This window comes from Psychrobacillus sp. BM2 (genome assembly GCF_048572895.1).
In the GTDB taxonomy this organism is placed as follows: domain Bacteria; phylum Bacillota; class Bacilli; order Bacillales_A; family Planococcaceae; genus Psychrobacillus.
Map to the genome: position 1 here is coordinate 3,947,256 of NZ_CP183878.1, position 15,767 is coordinate 3,963,022.

15 protein-coding genes, 1 pseudogene and 2 riboswitches are annotated in these 15,767 nt (G+C 36.6%); of the genes and pseudogenes, 8 read left to right on the forward strand and 8 right to left on the reverse strand.

What is annotated here, in order from left to right; genetic code table 11:
* Positions 1 to 93: 93 nt before the first annotated feature.
* Positions 94 to 303, forward strand: a pseudogene (locus ACN6MX_RS19455) (ABC transporter permease); the annotation flags it as partial.
* Between the two features lie 22 nt (positions 304 to 325).
* Positions 326 to 970, forward strand: coding sequence for a TetR/AcrR family transcriptional regulator (locus ACN6MX_RS19460; protein WP_419960416.1), 645 nt, complete (start codon positions 326 to 328; stop codon positions 968 to 970).
* 31 nt (positions 971 to 1,001) lie between these two features.
* On the opposite strand, the gene ACN6MX_RS19465 is transcribed toward ACN6MX_RS19460, so the two are convergent.
* Complete coding sequence (locus ACN6MX_RS19465; protein ID WP_419960417.1) at positions 1,002 to 2,225, reverse strand: MFS transporter; 1,224 nt, start codon at positions 2,223 to 2,225, stop codon at positions 1,002 to 1,004.
* Between the two features lie 330 nt (positions 2,226 to 2,555).
* Between ACN6MX_RS19465 and tatC the strand changes: the two genes are divergently transcribed.
* Positions 2,556 to 3,311 (forward strand): twin-arginine translocase subunit TatC, encoded by a 756-nt coding sequence (gene tatC, locus ACN6MX_RS19470; protein WP_419960418.1) that lies wholly within the window; start codon positions 2,556 to 2,558, stop codon positions 3,309 to 3,311.
* A gap of 34 nt (positions 3,312 to 3,345) precedes the next feature.
* Positions 3,346 to 3,549 (forward strand): twin-arginine translocase TatA/TatE family subunit, encoded by a 204-nt coding sequence (tatA, locus tag ACN6MX_RS19475; protein ID WP_419960419.1) that lies wholly within the window; start codon positions 3,346 to 3,348, stop codon positions 3,547 to 3,549.
* A gap of 50 nt (positions 3,550 to 3,599) precedes the next feature.
* Here the strand turns inward: tatA and ACN6MX_RS19480 are convergent, their stop codons facing one another.
* From ACN6MX_RS19480 to mtnK, 7 genes are all read right to left on the reverse strand, one after another.
* Entirely contained in the window at positions 3,600 to 4,598 is a 999-nt protein-coding gene (locus ACN6MX_RS19480) for an EAL domain-containing protein (RefSeq protein WP_419960420.1), read from the reverse strand.
* 100 nt (positions 4,599 to 4,698) lie between these two features.
* Positions 4,699 to 5,865, reverse strand: coding sequence for a TraB/GumN family protein (locus ACN6MX_RS19485; RefSeq protein WP_419960421.1), 1,167 nt, complete (start codon positions 5,863 to 5,865; stop codon positions 4,699 to 4,701).
* 158 nt (positions 5,866 to 6,023) lie between these two features.
* Positions 6,024 to 7,043, reverse strand: coding sequence for an ABC transporter permease (locus ACN6MX_RS19490; RefSeq protein WP_419960422.1), 1,020 nt, complete (start codon positions 7,041 to 7,043; stop codon positions 6,024 to 6,026).
* The gene (locus ACN6MX_RS19495) at positions 7,021 to 8,523 is read right to left on the reverse strand and encodes a sugar ABC transporter ATP-binding protein (protein ID WP_419960423.1); all 1,503 of its coding nucleotides are present in this window, start codon (positions 8,521 to 8,523) and stop codon (positions 7,021 to 7,023) included. Before ACN6MX_RS19495 ends, ACN6MX_RS19490 begins: the two co-directional genes overlap by 23 nt.
* A 61-nt stretch (positions 8,524 to 8,584) precedes the next feature.
* Complete coding sequence (locus tag ACN6MX_RS19500) at positions 8,585 to 9,673, reverse strand: sugar ABC transporter substrate-binding protein (RefSeq protein WP_419960424.1); 1,089 nt, start codon at positions 9,671 to 9,673, stop codon at positions 8,585 to 8,587.
* Entirely contained in the window at positions 9,670 to 10,731 is a 1,062-nt protein-coding gene (mtnA, locus tag ACN6MX_RS19505) for an S-methyl-5-thioribose-1-phosphate isomerase (protein ID WP_419960425.1), read from the reverse strand. Before mtnA ends, ACN6MX_RS19500 begins: the two co-directional genes overlap by 4 nt.
* The gene (mtnK, locus tag ACN6MX_RS19510) at positions 10,728 to 11,918 is read right to left on the reverse strand and encodes an S-methyl-5-thioribose kinase (RefSeq protein ID WP_419960426.1); all 1,191 of its coding nucleotides are present in this window, start codon (positions 11,916 to 11,918) and stop codon (positions 10,728 to 10,730) included. The genes mtnA and mtnK overlap by 4 nt, the downstream gene beginning before the upstream one ends.
* Before the next feature lie 76 nt (positions 11,919 to 11,994).
* Positions 11,995 to 12,151: riboswitch (SAM riboswitch) on the reverse strand.
* Positions 12,152 to 12,309: 158 nt separating this feature from the next.
* Positions 12,310 to 12,414, forward strand: a riboswitch (SAM riboswitch).
* 185 nt (positions 12,415 to 12,599) lie between these two features.
* Between mtnK and mtnW the strand changes: the two genes are divergently transcribed.
* The 4 genes from mtnW to ACN6MX_RS19530 are packed head-to-tail and all read left to right on the forward strand — an operon-like array spanning position 12,600 to position 15,647.
* Positions 12,600 to 13,820, forward strand: coding sequence for a 2,3-diketo-5-methylthiopentyl-1-phosphate enolase (mtnW, locus tag ACN6MX_RS19515; RefSeq protein ID WP_419960427.1), 1,221 nt, complete (start codon positions 12,600 to 12,602; stop codon positions 13,818 to 13,820).
* Position 13,821: 1 nt separating this feature from the next.
* A complete protein-coding gene (locus ACN6MX_RS19520; RefSeq protein WP_419960428.1) occupies positions 13,822 to 14,487 on the forward strand; it encodes a 2-hydroxy-3-keto-5-methylthiopentenyl-1-phosphate phosphatase in 666 nt (221 codons plus the stop codon).
* On the forward strand, positions 14,484 to 15,098 hold the full coding sequence (locus ACN6MX_RS19525; protein WP_419960429.1) for a methylthioribulose 1-phosphate dehydratase: 615 nt from the start codon (positions 14,484 to 14,486) through the stop codon (positions 15,096 to 15,098). The genes ACN6MX_RS19520 and ACN6MX_RS19525 overlap by 4 nt, the downstream gene beginning before the upstream one ends.
* Positions 15,099 to 15,113: 15 nt before the next feature.
* Positions 15,114 to 15,647, forward strand: a complete 534-nt coding sequence (locus tag ACN6MX_RS19530; RefSeq protein WP_419960430.1) for a 1,2-dihydroxy-3-keto-5-methylthiopentene dioxygenase — start codon at positions 15,114 to 15,116, stop codon at positions 15,645 to 15,647.
* Positions 15,648 to 15,767: the final 120 nt, after the last annotated feature.

The window sequence follows — 15,767 nt, forward strand, 5'->3', positions numbered from 1 at the left end:
TATTATTAAATCTGTTACATTAAGTCTTATCGGCTTTTAATGATAAGATTTGATAATTACCTCCATATATAGTTATACAAAGTTTTCTTTGCTGGAATTTTACCAGTGGAGGGAATGCCAGAGTGGATGCAAATCATTGCGAAGTTTATGCCTATGTACTATGGTGGAAATGCATTAGTGAAAGTTATGTATAAAGGAGTAGGATTAGATAGTATTAAAAGTGGACTTTTTGTATTGTTTGGATTCGCATTACTCTTTATCATTTTAAATATATTTGCCTTAAAAAAATATCGTAAAATCTAGTCCCTTATGAAAGGAGTAAATAATGGCAGAAGAAGAAACGTTGTTACACCAACTTTTTGATGATGAAAAATTAACTGACAAGCAAAAAAAGATAATACTTGCAGCCATAGATATATTTTCAGAAAAAGGCTATGCTGCTACATCCACAAGCGAGATTGCTAAAATGGCCGGAGTTGCTGAAGGAACTATTTTCAAGCATTATAAAACAAAAAAGACATTGCTTATTTCTATAGTTACTCCACTTATGACTAGAATAGTTGGTCCGTTCATTGTGAAGGATTTTCATAAGGTATTAGATGAACCATATGACAATGTCGAAGATTTTCTTAGAGCAACAATCGAAAACAGAAGAGATGTATTTAAAAAATTACTTCCGGTTATAAAAATTTTAATCCAGGAAATACCTTTCCAGCCCGAACTACGTGAGCAGTTTGTGGAACAAATAGCCAAAAAAACATATGAGCAAATTTTGGGGATTATTGAGAATTACCAAGAAAAGGGTCAATTAATTGATATCCCTCCACCTAGCATCGTTCGTTTCGCAGTTACTAGTATATTTGGTTACCTAATCTCACGGTACATTTTCTTTCCAAATAGTGATTGGAATGACGAGCTTGAATCCGAGCTCACGATCCAATTTATCCTCCGTGGAGTAGGAACAAACTAGACATTTTATCTAAAAAGAAAAGCATTTGCCACTAAGCATGCTTTTCTTTTTTAGATTGTGATCGTTGATTCAGTAAAAACACATACAAAAAGGCGCCCGCTCCTAATAATCGTAATCCTGAGCTAATGTACATAGACAAGTTCATTCCGATAAGATTCAATGACCAGATTCCAATTTGAGGTGCAATGAATGCGACAAAGGCAAGGAGCACATTATACGTTGTAATACAGTACGTACGATACCTTTCAGGTGATTGCTCCAACAACAAGTTAAATAATAGTAGAACAGTACCAGATAAGAAGAATCCTGAAGTTGTTTGAATTAGAGTTAAATAGTATAAGTTTGTAGATAGAACTGTTAAAAAAGGAGTTGTTGCCATTCCAATTGCAGCCCATATGAAGACTTGCATATTAGAGTATTTATCCGCCCATTTCTTCCATAATGGGAACGTGAGAAACTGCATAAGCAGACTACCAACGGAGAACATACTAATCCAAAAAATTGTTGCACCTGCTATTCGGACATTATAAATATTAAACAAGCCCCAAGCCATTTGCCAACCAAAGTTAAATAATAGAGCAGCTGCCAAAAACCAAACATAGCTTGAATATTTAAAAATGCTCCAGTCCATTGATTTCTTTTTTATTTGCTCATCTGATGTTTCAACAACGTCTTCTTCTTGTTTTAAGAGGAAAAATACTTCTAATAATCCGAAGCCAAATGCTAATGCAAACAGAATTTGATAGGCAATAATACTCTCGGTAGCATCTTTCATCAGTATTCCAATTAGTAATGTTGATATAAGTCCAACTAACGTTAATAAGCGATTACGATCACTAAAAAACTGCCCTCTTCTCGATTCATCAATCATTCCGCTTATCAATGTTTGCCACCCTACATTGGCTATCGTGTTCGGAACACTGATAAAAGCTATGATTCCTAAGAAAGCCCATGACTGAAACGAATCAGAAGGTAAATAGACAACCAGAACAATAAGCAAAAACATCAATCTTGCCAGTAAAACAGACATCGCCACCAGTTTCTTTTGTGTGCTTGCGCGATTAAGTAAGATTGCTGCAGGTATTGTCATTAACAATGCCATTAATGGAGGTAAAGAGCTAATTAATCCTACTTGATAATTAGTGGCCCCTAATATGGTTATAGCAAAAATAGGGAAAAAATTATTGGAAAAGTTAAGTGCTATAGTAGATGCCATTCCATGGTAAATACTAATCTTTTCATTATACGGTCTCAAGTTCTGTCAGCCCAATCAATTTTTAATAGAGGATATGCTAGAATTATTATATACTTGCTTTGACAGAAAACAAGTACTTCGAGACACAAAATTTATGGCGTTTTTTAGGAAAAAATAAATTATTAATTTTGAATTCCGAATAATTAAACTACATTTAATACTTGTTTTCTTAGTGACAATAAGCAGTCTTTTATTTACAATTAGTTCTTAAAGAGTATAATGTGTAGATGATACAAAAGAACATTTACTGGGTATAATGGATTGCAGAAGGGTACTGCATAATATATAAACAAGCTTCACTTTATTTGAGAAAATGGGGTGGTAACAAAAATGAATCAAGAACAACAACTGACGCTTGTGGAACATTTAACAGAACTTAGAAAAAGACTTATAATTGTTGCATCGACTTTCATTCTCTCCCTTGCTTTAGGGTTTTGGTTGGCTCCAAAAACACTCACTTTCTTAAAACAACAACCAACTGCCATGAATGTAGAATGGAATGTTTTCGGTTATACAGATGGGTTAATGATTTATGTTAAATGTGCGTTGATATTAGGCATATTAATAACCTTACCTATTGCGCTACATCAGATATGGTTATTCGTCAGGCCGGGTCTTAACGCAAATGAAGCAAAGGGTACGGGCTATTTTATTCCCGTGTCATTTTTATTATTTTTATTAGGAATCAGCTTTAGTTATTACATACTGTTTCCTTTAATGCTGAATTTCATGTCTAATATCAACGATTCTATCGGTGCGTTAGAGACATATGGGATGAAACAATATTTCACTTTTATGTTTAACTTAGTGATTCCAGTAGGTATTGTATTTGAATTGCCTGTTATTATACTATTCCTAACCAAATTGGGTATAATAACACCAGATCGATTAAGAAAAATGAGAAAGGTCTCCTATTTTGTACTTGTAGTAATTGGTGTTTCCATTACTCCTCCCGACTTTATCTCTGATTTTATTATTGTCGTTCCGTTATTATTGCTTTTTGAAATAAGTATTCTTGTGTCTAGTTGGTCTTATAAAAAACAACTTGCGAAACAAGCACTTGAGGATCAAATCTTAGACCAATAGTTTAATGCACCAGCCACTAAAAGGAGGAACTTCCATGCCAAATATTGGAGTACCAGGGTTAATCATTATTTTAATAATTGCTTTAATCGTCTTTGGCCCATCTAAATTACCTCAATTAGGTAAAGCAGTTGGACAAACATTAAGAGAATTCAAAAACTCAACTAAAGATATCGTCGATGAAGTAACCGAAGAGTTTAAATTAGATGACAAAGAAGCAGATACTAAAAAGAAAGTATAATAATAAAAACCAACTATCTTTCACCGGATAGTTGGTTTTTAATTTTGTATTTACTTTTCTTCAAAGACGGGCTTAGCTTCAGGTTTTCCAAAGTAATAGCCTTGAAATAACTTATATCCTTGTTCTTTCAGCCATTCAAAATCTACTCGTTCCTCTATTCCTTCTGCTAAGGGAGTTGACCCAACTTCTAAAGCCTTTTCCAAAAATTTTTGTGCAACAGCTTGTTTCATTTTATCCTCTGAAACACCTTGCACATACTTCATGTCTAACTTCATATATTTTGGCTTTAAATCGGCCAGCATTTCCATCGTGCTATAACCTTCACCTACATCATCTAATGCATATTCAAATCCTTTTGCCTTGTAGTAGGCAAGAATTTTCTTTAAATGCTCTATATCCTCTACTTTTTCCGTTTCCACTACTTCAAATACCAGTTGGACCGGATTTATACCTAGCTCTTCTGCTAATGCCGTGGTAGATTTTAAACAAAACTCTGGAGAATATATAGAAGTAGGAATGAAATTGATAAATGCTTTCTTTTCTTTAATGGAAGCTGCATGTTTCACTGCGATCATCCTACATGCTCTATCCAAAGCATATAATCTTCCTCTTACTCTTGCAGCAGAAAAGATTTCATTTGGATAGATTATGGAACCATCCTCATTTTGAAATCTACTCAGCAGTTCATAAGCAAAAACCTGTTCCTCAACATTTACAATCGGTTGGTAGTGGCAAATCATTAATTGTTGTTGGATCACTTCATCGATCCATTGAACATCTAAAACTTCCTCTACTTTTGCTAGTAGCTCCCATGGTTGTTGTTTAGATACTCGGAATAAGACTTGAGAAGTTTCCATATGATCTTTGCAGAAGTCTATAAAATCTCTAACATCATGCTCCTTTAATATGAATCTATTTTTTTGTGTTTCTGTTAAGACTTTTTGGCGATGTAGATGCGCCAAAACATCTCCCAGCATCGAAAGGTTTCGCTCTCCTTCGACTTTAAACTCAAATTCTAACTCTTTTACCTGGCAATTATTACATTCCAAACTCTCCGCCCCTCTTTGTCATTTATTTATTATAAGTTCACAAAATATACTGTTTAAAAATCCCATGTTATGCAACAATGCTTAACAAGGGATGAACTGTCTATAAATTTTTGAAAAATACTCGTATAACATCTGCTCCACCTATAAAGGTCCCAAATGATCCAACCAAATTAGTTAGTACGACTACAAGTAATACCCTAGTTACTTTGTTTCTCCAAAACCCTTTAATCGTAAAGACATCTTCCGATAAAGTTTCAAAATCAGCTATCGTTGGTCGCTTGATATACGCTTGGACAAGTCCTGAAAACCAACCTGAAGCTAAAATAGGATGAAGTGCTGTAACTGGTGCCGTGATAAATGCTGCTAGAATTGCTAATGGATGTCCTAAAGCTATTGCTGCTCCAACTGCAGCCATTGAACCAGTCCAAAGAATCCAGCTTAGTGCCTGGTCAAAACCTGCAGAAGGATTCGCGATGAATGTAAACACGATTAATGCCACAATTAGAATCGGAATAGCCCAACCAATTATTTTAGGGACAACTGACTTTGGTGGTAAAGATGATAGTTTAGCTAAATCATGGTCCTTGTGAATTTCCTGTGTGATACCAGGTACATGAGCGGCACCTAATACCGCTACAACTTTCTCTCCTGGCGCATCCTTAATTTTTTGAGCTAAATACTGATCACGCTCATCGATTAACGGTGTTTTTAACTTTGGAAAAGATTCTGTAAACTCTGCTAAAACAGCATTTAAAGTATCTTTGGACTTCATATTCTCCAGCTCTTCTTCCGAAATAGTATCCTTACTGAAAATACTAAAGAAAACGGAAGTAAGTAATTGTGATTTCCCTGTCCATCCAAGATTATGCCAAATGCGCGAAAAAGTAGTTTGGATATTACGGTCTGCTAATACAATTTCGGCCCCGTTCTCATTCGCACTTGCAATACCTTGTATCATTTCTTGACCTGGTTTAATATCAAACTGTTTAGCCATTCGATTTTGGAAAGAAGAAATTGCCAAGTTCATTAATAATAGGGTAGCTTTCTTATCCTTAATAACCTTAAAGATATCTGTCTGCTTCCACTTATTATTATCTATAATAGATTGGTATCTTTGCTCATCCAATTCAATACAAACAGAATCTGGTTGTTCTCTATCGATAACTTCCTTTACCTGCTCTGCACTCCGTCTCGATACATGTGCCGTTCCGATGAGAATAATTTCTTTATCGTTAACATATAAACGTGTAATATTTTCTTCAGACATAAGCTACTTCCTTCATCTAATGTATTATCTCGTAGTAAGACTACTAAAAGATTCTCTATCCTCCATAATGAAGTAGATTATCCTAAATTTCAACGATGTTTTCTCTTTATTTATAATAATTTTGAAAAACCTTTGTTTGTTTAGCGAAGTTCTTCTCACTAAGCGCGAGAAAAACGTTTTTTCGCATACACGTAAGTGACTGCCAGTGCTAAAACTAATACTGTTCCTTTAATAATATCAAATGCATAATAAGGTAAGTTTAAAATGGTTAGACCGTTCAGTAGGATTCCAATTACTGCTGCTCCAAAAAAAGTGCCCAGTGCATTAGGCTTCCCAATTCCTAGTACGGAATAGCCAACGAAAACTGCAGCAACCGCCTCCATTAAAAGTGGGGTGCCAGCATCAATTTGACCTGAACCTACCCTCGCTGTGAATAATACTCCTGCCAATGAAGCAAAAATACCGGAAATGATATAAGCGATAAACTTCACTTTACGTGTGTTCACTCCCGACAATGTTGCAGCTTCCTCATTTCCACCCGTCATATATAATATACGACCCCAGCGTGTATGATTGAGAACAATATAAGCTACTACTACGAGTATTAACATAATCCAAACAGGTACAGGTAAACCAAGTAATCTCCCTTGACCAATCCAAAGAAATGCCTCTGAGAGTTGCCCTGGAGCAGTTCCACCTGAAGTCAGTGGCATATTATTGTAAATGGAGTATCCTTCTGTATATGTCCGATGAAAGCCTGCTACAATATACATCGTACTTAATGTTGCTAGTAAATCAGGAATACCTAAAATTACAATTAGAAAGCTATTAACCAAACCCACTAATACTCCTACAAGAATAGGTACAATTAAGACTAGCCATAAAGGCATCTCGTACCAGACCATTAGAGATGCGGTCACAACTGTCGATAGCGACATAGTAGATCCTACACTTAAGTCAAAACCTCCTACTACAAGTGTGAAGGTTACTCCCAATGCTAATAGGGTAACGATAGAAATGGAGCGCAGAATATCTGTAAAATTTGCATATGTAAAAAAGGCATCACTTATTGAACTAAAATAAATAATAATACAAATAAGTAATGCAATAGCTCCAAACTTAAATAGAAAATTAATCCCTCTTTCTTGCAACTTATTATTCTTTACCTCCGCTTGCATAAAGCAAAATCCTTTCCTGGGTCGCTTCTTTCCGTGATAGCTCCTTCACGATTTGACCATCATACATAACTAAAATGCGATCAGAAATTCCTAGAACTTCATGAATTTCACTTGAAAAGTAAAGACAACCCTTCCCTTTTTCAGCAAACTCACGAACCATCCTATAAATATCTGTTTTTGCCCCTATGTCTACGCCTTTTGTTGGCTCGTCAAACAAATAAAGAGCCGAATCCAACGAAGTCCATTTTCCTATAGCAACTTTTTGCTGATTTCCTCCACTCAAATAAACAAGCGGTGTTTCTGTACTATTTGTTTTAATTTGTAGTCGTTCAATAATCTCTTTTGCAAAGGACTTTTCTTTCCGTTTATTCATAAATAAAAAACGAGAAAAATTTTGTAAATTAGGAAAAGATGCATTTGTTTGTAATGCTTCATGAACAAATAGCCCTTCTTTTCGTCTTTCTTCTGGAATAAGAGCCATGCCTGCTTTTATCGCATCTTTTGGATGCCTTATTTTCAAGCTGTTTCCTAAGATTTCAATGCTTCCTTTTGTATGTGGAGAATATCCAAATAACGTTTTAGCTAACTCTGTTTTTCCAGCCCCTACGAGCCCGACTATGCCAACAATTTCTCCTTCAGACACATGAAAAGAAATATTTCTTACCTTTTCTCCTGCCGAAACTTCTTTAACACGAAGTAGTGTATTTCCTAATGCATGTGTACGAACAGGAAAGTCTTTGCTATAAGAAGTTCCTAGCATAGCTTCAATAACCTCTTCTTGGTTAGTCTGGGCAGTATTATAGGTCCCTACTAACGTACCTTCGCCCATAACAGTTATCCGATCACAGATTTCAAATACTTCTGGTAGTCGATGAGATATGAATATACACCCTACTCCGTTTGCTTTTAGCTTTTTAATAACTGAAAATAACTTTGTAGATTCATGAAGAGACAAAGGTGCCGTTGGTTCATCGAAGATAATAACCTTTGCAGAACTTACAAGTGCACGCGCTATTAGTACCAACTGCTTTTCTGCTAAAGAAAGCATAAATGCTGGTTTTTCTACCGGAATATCCTCGGCCTGTAACTGCTTCAAGGCATTCCTTGCTTCGCAATTTAGTTTCTTTTTGGAGATAAACATACTAGTTCCAGCAACAATAGAATCCAGCAATATATTTTCTGCAACCGAGAGTTCTGAAACAATAGCAGTATCTACCTCTTGATATACACAATAAATTCCAAGGTCCTTCGCGACTTTAGGGGAACGTATTCGTATTTTTTTTCCTTCTAACAAAATTTCTCCCATGTCTTGCTCATACACACCCGAGAGTATTTTCATAAGGGTACTTTTTCCTGCACCATTTACACCAAGTAAAGCATGTACTTCACCGTTTCTAAGATGAAATTCAGCTTTTTTCAGGGCATTAACTTTTCCAAATGATTTATCTATAGCATTCATGGAAAGAAAAGGATTCGGCATGGATTTCTCCTTTCTTAGAAAAAGCTGTCCCATTGAACAGGACAGCTTAAATTCTTTTAAGTTATCTGTTTTCTTCCAATCCTTTTAACTCATCTGTGTAACCTTGATCACTTGCTCCCCAACCTTCAATATAGTCACTTAGTTCACTAGTTGTTACTGTTTCTTCCGGCAATTTAGATGCTTCCACAAAGACTGGTTCTAATACGACTTTTTCTTCTACATTACCTCCGTTAATTTTTTGGTATAAATAACGAACTTGAATACGACCGATATCCTTTGGATCTACTGCTGCGGATGCAACCCATGGACTATTGTCATTTTGAATCATCTGTAAATCTTCATCACTCATATCGATACTATATACCTTAATATCCGTACGTCCTGCTTGTTCTATTGCTCGAACTGCACCTTTTGCAAACTCGTCCCAAGCAGCCCAAACAGCTGTAATTTCACCTTCATTAGGATATTGCTTTAATACCGCTTCCATTTGTGACTGAGTATCTAAAGCTGTATTTTGTGTTGCTGCACCGAATGTCGCGATTTCTTTAATCCCTGGATTCTCTCCTAGGAAATTCTCATATGCTACTTGTCGTCTTTCCATCGGTGCAAAACCTGCTACCCATATTTTCACGATATTGGCTTCACCATTTGAATCTTCCGCTAGTTTCTCCAACGTCATTTGAGCCATTTTTTCATCGCCTTGTTCTAAAGAAGTTACTCCTTCAACTTCTACTCCCGCATCAAATGCGACAACCGGAATTCCCTTTGCAACTGCATTCTCTACTCCTTGGTTTAGTGCTTCTTTTGTACCATGATCTATTAAAACACCGTCAACTCCTTGATTCACCGCGGCATCCAAATTGGAAGCCATTTTTGATAAATCCCCTTCAGAAGTAAACACTGTTACTGTTCCACCAAATTTCTCTACTTGCTCTTTTACACCTTCAATATATTGAGCAGAAAATGTCCCTAAATTTTGTTGCATAACTAATGCAATTTTCTTACCAGCTAGTGGATTTTCCGTAGCCTCTGCATCATTGCTAGGGCTAGATGACGTAGTTGCTTCCCCATCACCTTTAGGCTGACATGCAGCTAATAAAACCCCTATAATTAAAATCATGAATATCAACCAATACTTATTTGTTTTCATAATCCTTCTCCTTTTTCAATTGTATCGACTAATTGAGCTGAAATATTTTTAACATAATCTGGATAAATAATGCCTTTTTCCGTAATAATGGCGGTGATATATTTAGATGGTGTCACGTCAAAGGCTGGATTAAACACCTTCGTATCTATTGGTGCAATAGCGTTGCCATTAATATGTGTAATTTCCTCCGCTTTCCTTTCTTCTATTGGAATTTCTTCTCCATTATTTATAGATAAATCAAATGTAGAGGATGGTGCGGCCACATAAAATGGAATTCCATATACGGTAGCCAGAATAGCTAAGTTAAGTGTTCCTATCTTATTTGCTGTGTCTCCATTTTTTGCTATCCGATCTGCTCCAACAATAATTGCTTCTATTCCTTTTGCACCAATTGTGTGTGCAGCCATACTATCGGTGATAAGTGTCACATCGACACCTGATTGCTGTAGCTCCCATACTGTCAATCTAGCTCCCTGAAAGACGGGCCTAGTTTCACAGGCGAATACTTCAAACTCTTTACCACGTTCCTTTCCTAGATGAAACGGAGCTAAAGCAGTACCATATTTTGCAGTAGCGATTGAACCAGCGTTGCAAATAGTCATTACCTTCGTTTTATCTACAAGTAATGACAGAGCAAATTCGCCAATATTCCGACAGGACTCTTCATCTGCTAGGTGTATTACTATTGCTTCTTCCATTAGTAACTGCTTTGCAACCGTAACACTATCTACTTGACTCGCTACTCTTAACAAACGGTTGAGTGCCCAAACCAAGTTGACAGCAGTTGGTCTAGATTCACCCAAGTATATTGCATCTTTTTTTAGTATTTCTAGAAAATCTATCATCGAATTTGTTTTATAGCTCTGTGCCTCCATAGCTAATCCATATGCTGCTGTAATTCCAATGGCAGGAGCACCACGAACTTTCAGGGTAATAATTGCCTCGTAAACGTCCTTAAGTGTGTCTAGTTTTATATAGACAATTTCATGTGGAAGTTTCTGTTGATCTAAGATTATTAACTGCTTACCATCCCACTTAATCGATAATGGAATACTCATTGTTGAATTTCTCCTAGCAACTCAATTACTGCATCTATCGAGTCAATTTCTTTACGTCTAATTATTAATAATTCTCCAGCTTTAAGAGTTTGTTTTTTTAGTAAAATTCGTTTCTCTTGGTTTTCAATACTGTCCAAGTCTTTCACATGTGCCAGTCCAATTGTTCTACGAATAAGCTCACACCCCGCAAACCCTAATGAATCACGGAATACTTTTTCTAACACAAATGCATCGTATCCTTCTACATCATTAAATAAGTCGAATTCACTTTGTTCTAAAAACTCTGAAAACTTAGAGGAGAAAGTGACCCATGTGTTATGTATATGACTATGTATGACATCACGTTGTTTGCCTTCCCTCGTAAACGATTGAACTATTAAATTTCCCAAAAACAAACCTACATCAAATCCAATAGGACCGTAAAAAGCAAATTCTGGATCGATTACTTTTGTATCCTCTTCACTCGCAAAAATACTTCCCGTATGAAGATCTCCATGCAGCAAAGCTTCCGCTTCTGTCAAAAAACTTCTTTTTAATTTTGCTACTTCCAGCTTCAGTAAAGTATTATTCCAAATTGCTTCCACTTCTGCCTGCAATGCAGGTTCAAAGTCATTTGTTTCATGATCAAAAAATGGATCTGTAAAGATTAAGTCCTCTGTGATTTTACACAACTCTGGATTAGAAAACTCTACAACAAGTGCCTTTTTTTCAAATGGGTGGAGTGCAAAATCAGAAGTATTAAAAAGCGTTAAGGCTAGATATTCCCCAATATCAGTTGATAATTTAGGATAGGACTCACCTTTTATCAAACCCTCACGTACTATTTCAAGATGAGACAAATCTTCCATGACCGTGATTGCTAAATTTTCATCTGTTGCATAGACCTTTGGAACAAGACCAACCGCATATTCTCCATGTTTTTGTAAGGCACTCGCTTCAATCTTTGCCCTTTTCAAAGTAAGTGGCCAACTTTCCCCTATTACTTTTGCATAGGGTAAGGCCTGTTTAATAATAATTCCTTTCCCACTTGCTTGATCTGTTATACGGAATACATAATTTAGATTTCCATCACCAATCTCTTCGCAAACTAATTGAGCTTCGTTCGAGAACAATGATAATTCATTTGCCAGTGAAATTGCCGTTTCTTGAGTTAATGATTCGTATGGTTTCGTCGCTACAACCGCCATTACTATCTCCCTTTCATATACAAAATAAAAAAACCTCTTTCCAAAAGAAAGAGGCTTAGAATAAGAGATTCTGAACCTCTTATCTCTCAGAAAGTAACCTTTCTGATGGAATTAGCACCGTGCCTTAAGGAATTTCACATTCCGGCGCATAAAGCGCCCCGTCTCACAACGGTATTACGGTCGGTTGCTGGGCGTCATCGGGCCATTATCCCTCTGCCTGCTCTTGATAAGAGTGCGGTACAACTATGATGTCTTTTTAGAATCCTAGCATATTAGAAAAAGTAATGTCAACAGTATTTTGAATAAATATAATTTTAAAATTTCTTGTTGACAGAATTTTTAATGCATGGAATAATCAATATTATTTATTAAATACTTCAACTGAATATTTTTCTTATTTAGAGCAGGTGGAGGGACAAGCCCTACGATACCCGGCAACCGATTCCATTGTGAACACGGTGCTAATTCTTGCAGCCGATTGGCTGAGAAATAAGAAGTTGTTAAACTATTAACCTCTTCTTATTTGAAGAGGTTTTTTTATTACCTGTCTAGCTCCAGCGACTAGCCCTTCGAGTCGCTTCAGAATTTCAGCAAAGGCAAAGGACGCCCTTACGTGAAATTCATCCAGCGCTTGTCAGGGCATAGGCGCTTGCGCATTTATTATGGTTAGGAGTGAAAAAAATGAGCGGAATTACTGCGCACTATCAACTATATGGAAAACCTGGATCTTTTGAAAAAAAGGCAGAAGATATTGCACTTGGATTGACTATTGGTTCTTGGACCAATTTAGCTTTGTTAGAACAGGAACAGCTAAAAAAGCATAAAGGAAATGTAATATCCGTTACTGAATTTAAGGATATGCTGCATCCCATTCATCCGGAAAAAATCAAAGGAGAAATTAAAATATTCTATCCTGCAGCAAATTTTTCTACAGATATTCCAGCAATTTTAACAACTGTCTTTGGCAAACTATCCTTGGACGGTGAAGTAAAGTTATTAGATTTAGAATTCGATACGAATATATTGTCTCATTTTCCAGGACCCCGCTTTGGCATTCAGGGTATTCGAGAAAGATTAGGAGTTTACGAACGTCCACTAATCATGAGTATATTCAAAGGAGTCATTGGCAGAGATATCGAATATTTAGCAGAACAACTTAAACAGCAGGCACTTGGCGGAGTTGATCTTGTAAAAGATGACGAAATCCTATTTGACAATCCACTCACTTCTTTTGAAACACGTATTACTACTGGTCGAGAAGTATTGAACCAAGTGTTTGAAGAAACAGGACACCGTACTCTATATGCAGTAAATTTGTCGGGACGTACATTCCAATTAAAAGATAAGGCGAAAAAAGCCCGGGAACTTGGAGCAGATGCACTCTTATTTAATGTTCACTCTTACGGATTAGATGTTCTTCAAGAGCTAGCAGAAGACGATGAAATTCAATTACCACTCATGGCACATCCAGCTTATAGTGGAGCATTCACGTCATCAGCATTTTATGGAGTTTCAACGCCATTAGTTCTTGGAAAACTTACTCGTTATGCAGGAGCAGACTTCTCATTATTTCCTTCTCCGTATGGTAGTGTTGCACTTGAAAAATCTATAGCTCTTTCTTTAGGCGAAGAGCTAACAAAAACCAGTCAGGTTAAACAAAGCTTTCCAGTGCCATCTGCAGGCATTCACCCTGGTCTCGTACCACTATTAATGAATGACTATGGAATAGATAGCATTATTAATGCAGGAGGCGGTGTACATGGGCATCCCGCTGGTGCAACCGGAGGTGGTTTGGCTTTTAAGCAAGCTGTATCGGCTGTATTGGAAGGTATCCCATTAGAACAGGCAGCGAAACAACATAATGAATTAAAAACAGCACTTGAATTATGGGGTGATAATTAAAATGAGTAAACTTGTAATTTTTTGTGACTTCGATGGAACTATTACCAATCAAGATAACATTATGGCGATCATGAAAAAATTTGCTCCACCAGAATGGACACCAATTAAAGATAATATTTTAGGTCAACGAATTTCCATACAAGATGGCGTAGCAAAAATGTTTTCTCTCCTACCTGTTGAGGCAAAAGATGAAATTATTTCTTTTGTACTTAAGCAGGCGATCGTCCGTGATGGGTTTAGTGAATTTGTATCCTTCACAAAAAATCATGACATCCCTCTTTACATCGTAAGTGGCGGTATAGACTTTTTCGTTCATAAGCTACTAGAGCCATTCGGACCATTTGCAGGAGTTTATTGTAACGAATCCATTTTTTCTAAGGAAACCATTCACATAGAATTTCCACATAGCTGTGATGACCAGTGTACGAGCCAAGGCTGTGGTTGCTGTAAACCTTCTATTATTCGTACTCTTCTTGACCAAGATGCTGTGAGTGTTGTAATTGGCGATTCCATTACCGATCTAGAGGCAGCAAAGTTGGGAGATATTATTATTGCAAGGGATTTCTTAATTGAAAAATGTGAGGAATTAAATATTCCATATGAGCCATTTGAAAACTTCCATGATGTAATAAAGATTATTGACGCTAAGCTAGGTGTGGCATTATGACATTACTAGATAAATGGGAAGAACTTGCGGACATCAAAGATGAATTAGCCGCAAGAGATTGGTTTATGGGAACTAGCGGAAATCTTGCTATTAAAGTACATGATAATCCTATGGAGTTTTTAGTAACAGCAAGCGGTAAAGATAAAAAAAAGAGAACATCGGAAGACTTTTTACTTGTTGATGCCGATGGAAACCCAGTGGAAAACACTCATCTAACACCATCTGCCGAAACATTACTACACTGTGCAATATATCGACAAACAAAGGCTGGTTGTAGTTTACACATCCATACAGTTGCAAATAACGTTATCTCCGAATTATATGGTGATAAAGGTTCAGTTGATTTTCAAGGCATCGAACTCATTAAAGCTTTTGGGATGTGGGAAGAGGATGCAATACTATCTATACCAATTATTCCTAACTACGCTCATATTCCGAAACTTGCAGAAGAGTTTGCATCTTATATTTCTGCAGACAAAGGAGTTATTCTTATTCGCAACCACGGTATAACTGTTTGGGGAAAAGATGGATTTGAGGCAAAAAAACTACTTGAAGCTTGCGAGTTTTTATTTCAGTATCAATTAGCATTACATCAAATACACTCAAAATAGAAAGGAAGATTCTTGATGGCTATTATTAAAATCCAAGAAACAAGTGAAACAATTGAAGCACAAAACGAGGTAGCAGCATTTTTAGAAAGTCAGGAGGTAATTTATGAGCATTGGGATATTAACAAGTTACCAGAAAACCTTCGTGAAAAATTTGACTTAAGCGAGGAGGAAAAGCAAGAGATTCTCCAAGCTTTCCAAGTTGAAATAGACGATATCTCTACTCGCCATGGCTACCAAGCGGCTGATATTATTTCTCTTTCTGATTCGAATCCTAACTTAGACGAACTGTTAAAAAATTTCGAGCGCAAGCACCTTCATACGGACGATGAAGTTCGTTATATTGTAAGTGGCCATGGTGTCTTCATCATACAAGGCAAGGATAAACGCTACTTTGAGGTTCATCTATCACCTGGTGATTTGATCTCCGTACCTGAGAATATTACACATTACTTCACATTATCAGAGGACCGTAAAGTTGTTGCTGTTCGCATATTTGTAACAACAGAAGGCTGGGTTCCAGTTTATCAAGAAGAAGCAGTAGAACAATAATAATAAATACTTTTTTTAGAGCTATTTCGTTTAAGATTAAAAAACGAGGCAAAAGACATGCCCGGTCCTTTAAGGTCAGAACCTGTTTCTATCGTTTTCGAAGGGCTTTAGATAGACTTG

Coding starts and splice junctions, on each gene's coding strand:
- ACN6MX_RS19460 (WP_419960416.1), top strand. CDS start 326: ATGGCAGAAGAAGAAACGTTGTTACACCAACTTTTTGATGATGAAAAA.
- tatC (WP_419960418.1), top strand. CDS start 2,556: ATGAATCAAGAACAACAACTGACGCTTGTGGAACATTTAACAGAACTT.
- tatA (WP_419960419.1), top strand. CDS start 3,346: ATGCCAAATATTGGAGTACCAGGGTTAATCATTATTTTAATAATTGCT.
- ACN6MX_RS19485 (WP_419960421.1), bottom strand. CDS start 5,865: ATGTCTGAAGAAAATATTACACGTTTATATGTTAACGATAAAGAAATT.
- ACN6MX_RS19490 (WP_419960422.1), bottom strand. CDS start 7,043: ATGCAAGCGGAGGTAAAGAATAATAAGTTGCAAGAAAGAGGGATTAAT.
- ACN6MX_RS19495 (WP_419960423.1), bottom strand. CDS start 8,523: ATGCCGAATCCTTTTCTTTCCATGAATGCTATAGATAAATCATTTGGA.
- ACN6MX_RS19500 (WP_419960424.1), bottom strand. CDS start 9,673: ATGAAAACAAATAAGTATTGGTTGATATTCATGATTTTAATTATAGGG.
- mtnA (WP_419960425.1), bottom strand. CDS start 10,731: ATGAGTATTCCATTATCGATTAAGTGGGATGGTAAGCAGTTAATAATC.
- mtnK (WP_419960426.1), bottom strand. CDS start 11,918: ATGGCGGTTGTAGCGACGAAACCATACGAATCATTAACTCAAGAAACG.
- mtnW (WP_419960427.1), top strand. CDS start 12,600: ATGAGCGGAATTACTGCGCACTATCAACTATATGGAAAACCTGGATCT.
- ACN6MX_RS19520 (WP_419960428.1), top strand. CDS start 13,822: ATGAGTAAACTTGTAATTTTTTGTGACTTCGATGGAACTATTACCAAT.
- ACN6MX_RS19525 (WP_419960429.1), top strand. CDS start 14,484: ATGACATTACTAGATAAATGGGAAGAACTTGCGGACATCAAAGATGAA.
- ACN6MX_RS19530 (WP_419960430.1), top strand. CDS start 15,114: ATGGCTATTATTAAAATCCAAGAAACAAGTGAAACAATTGAAGCACAA.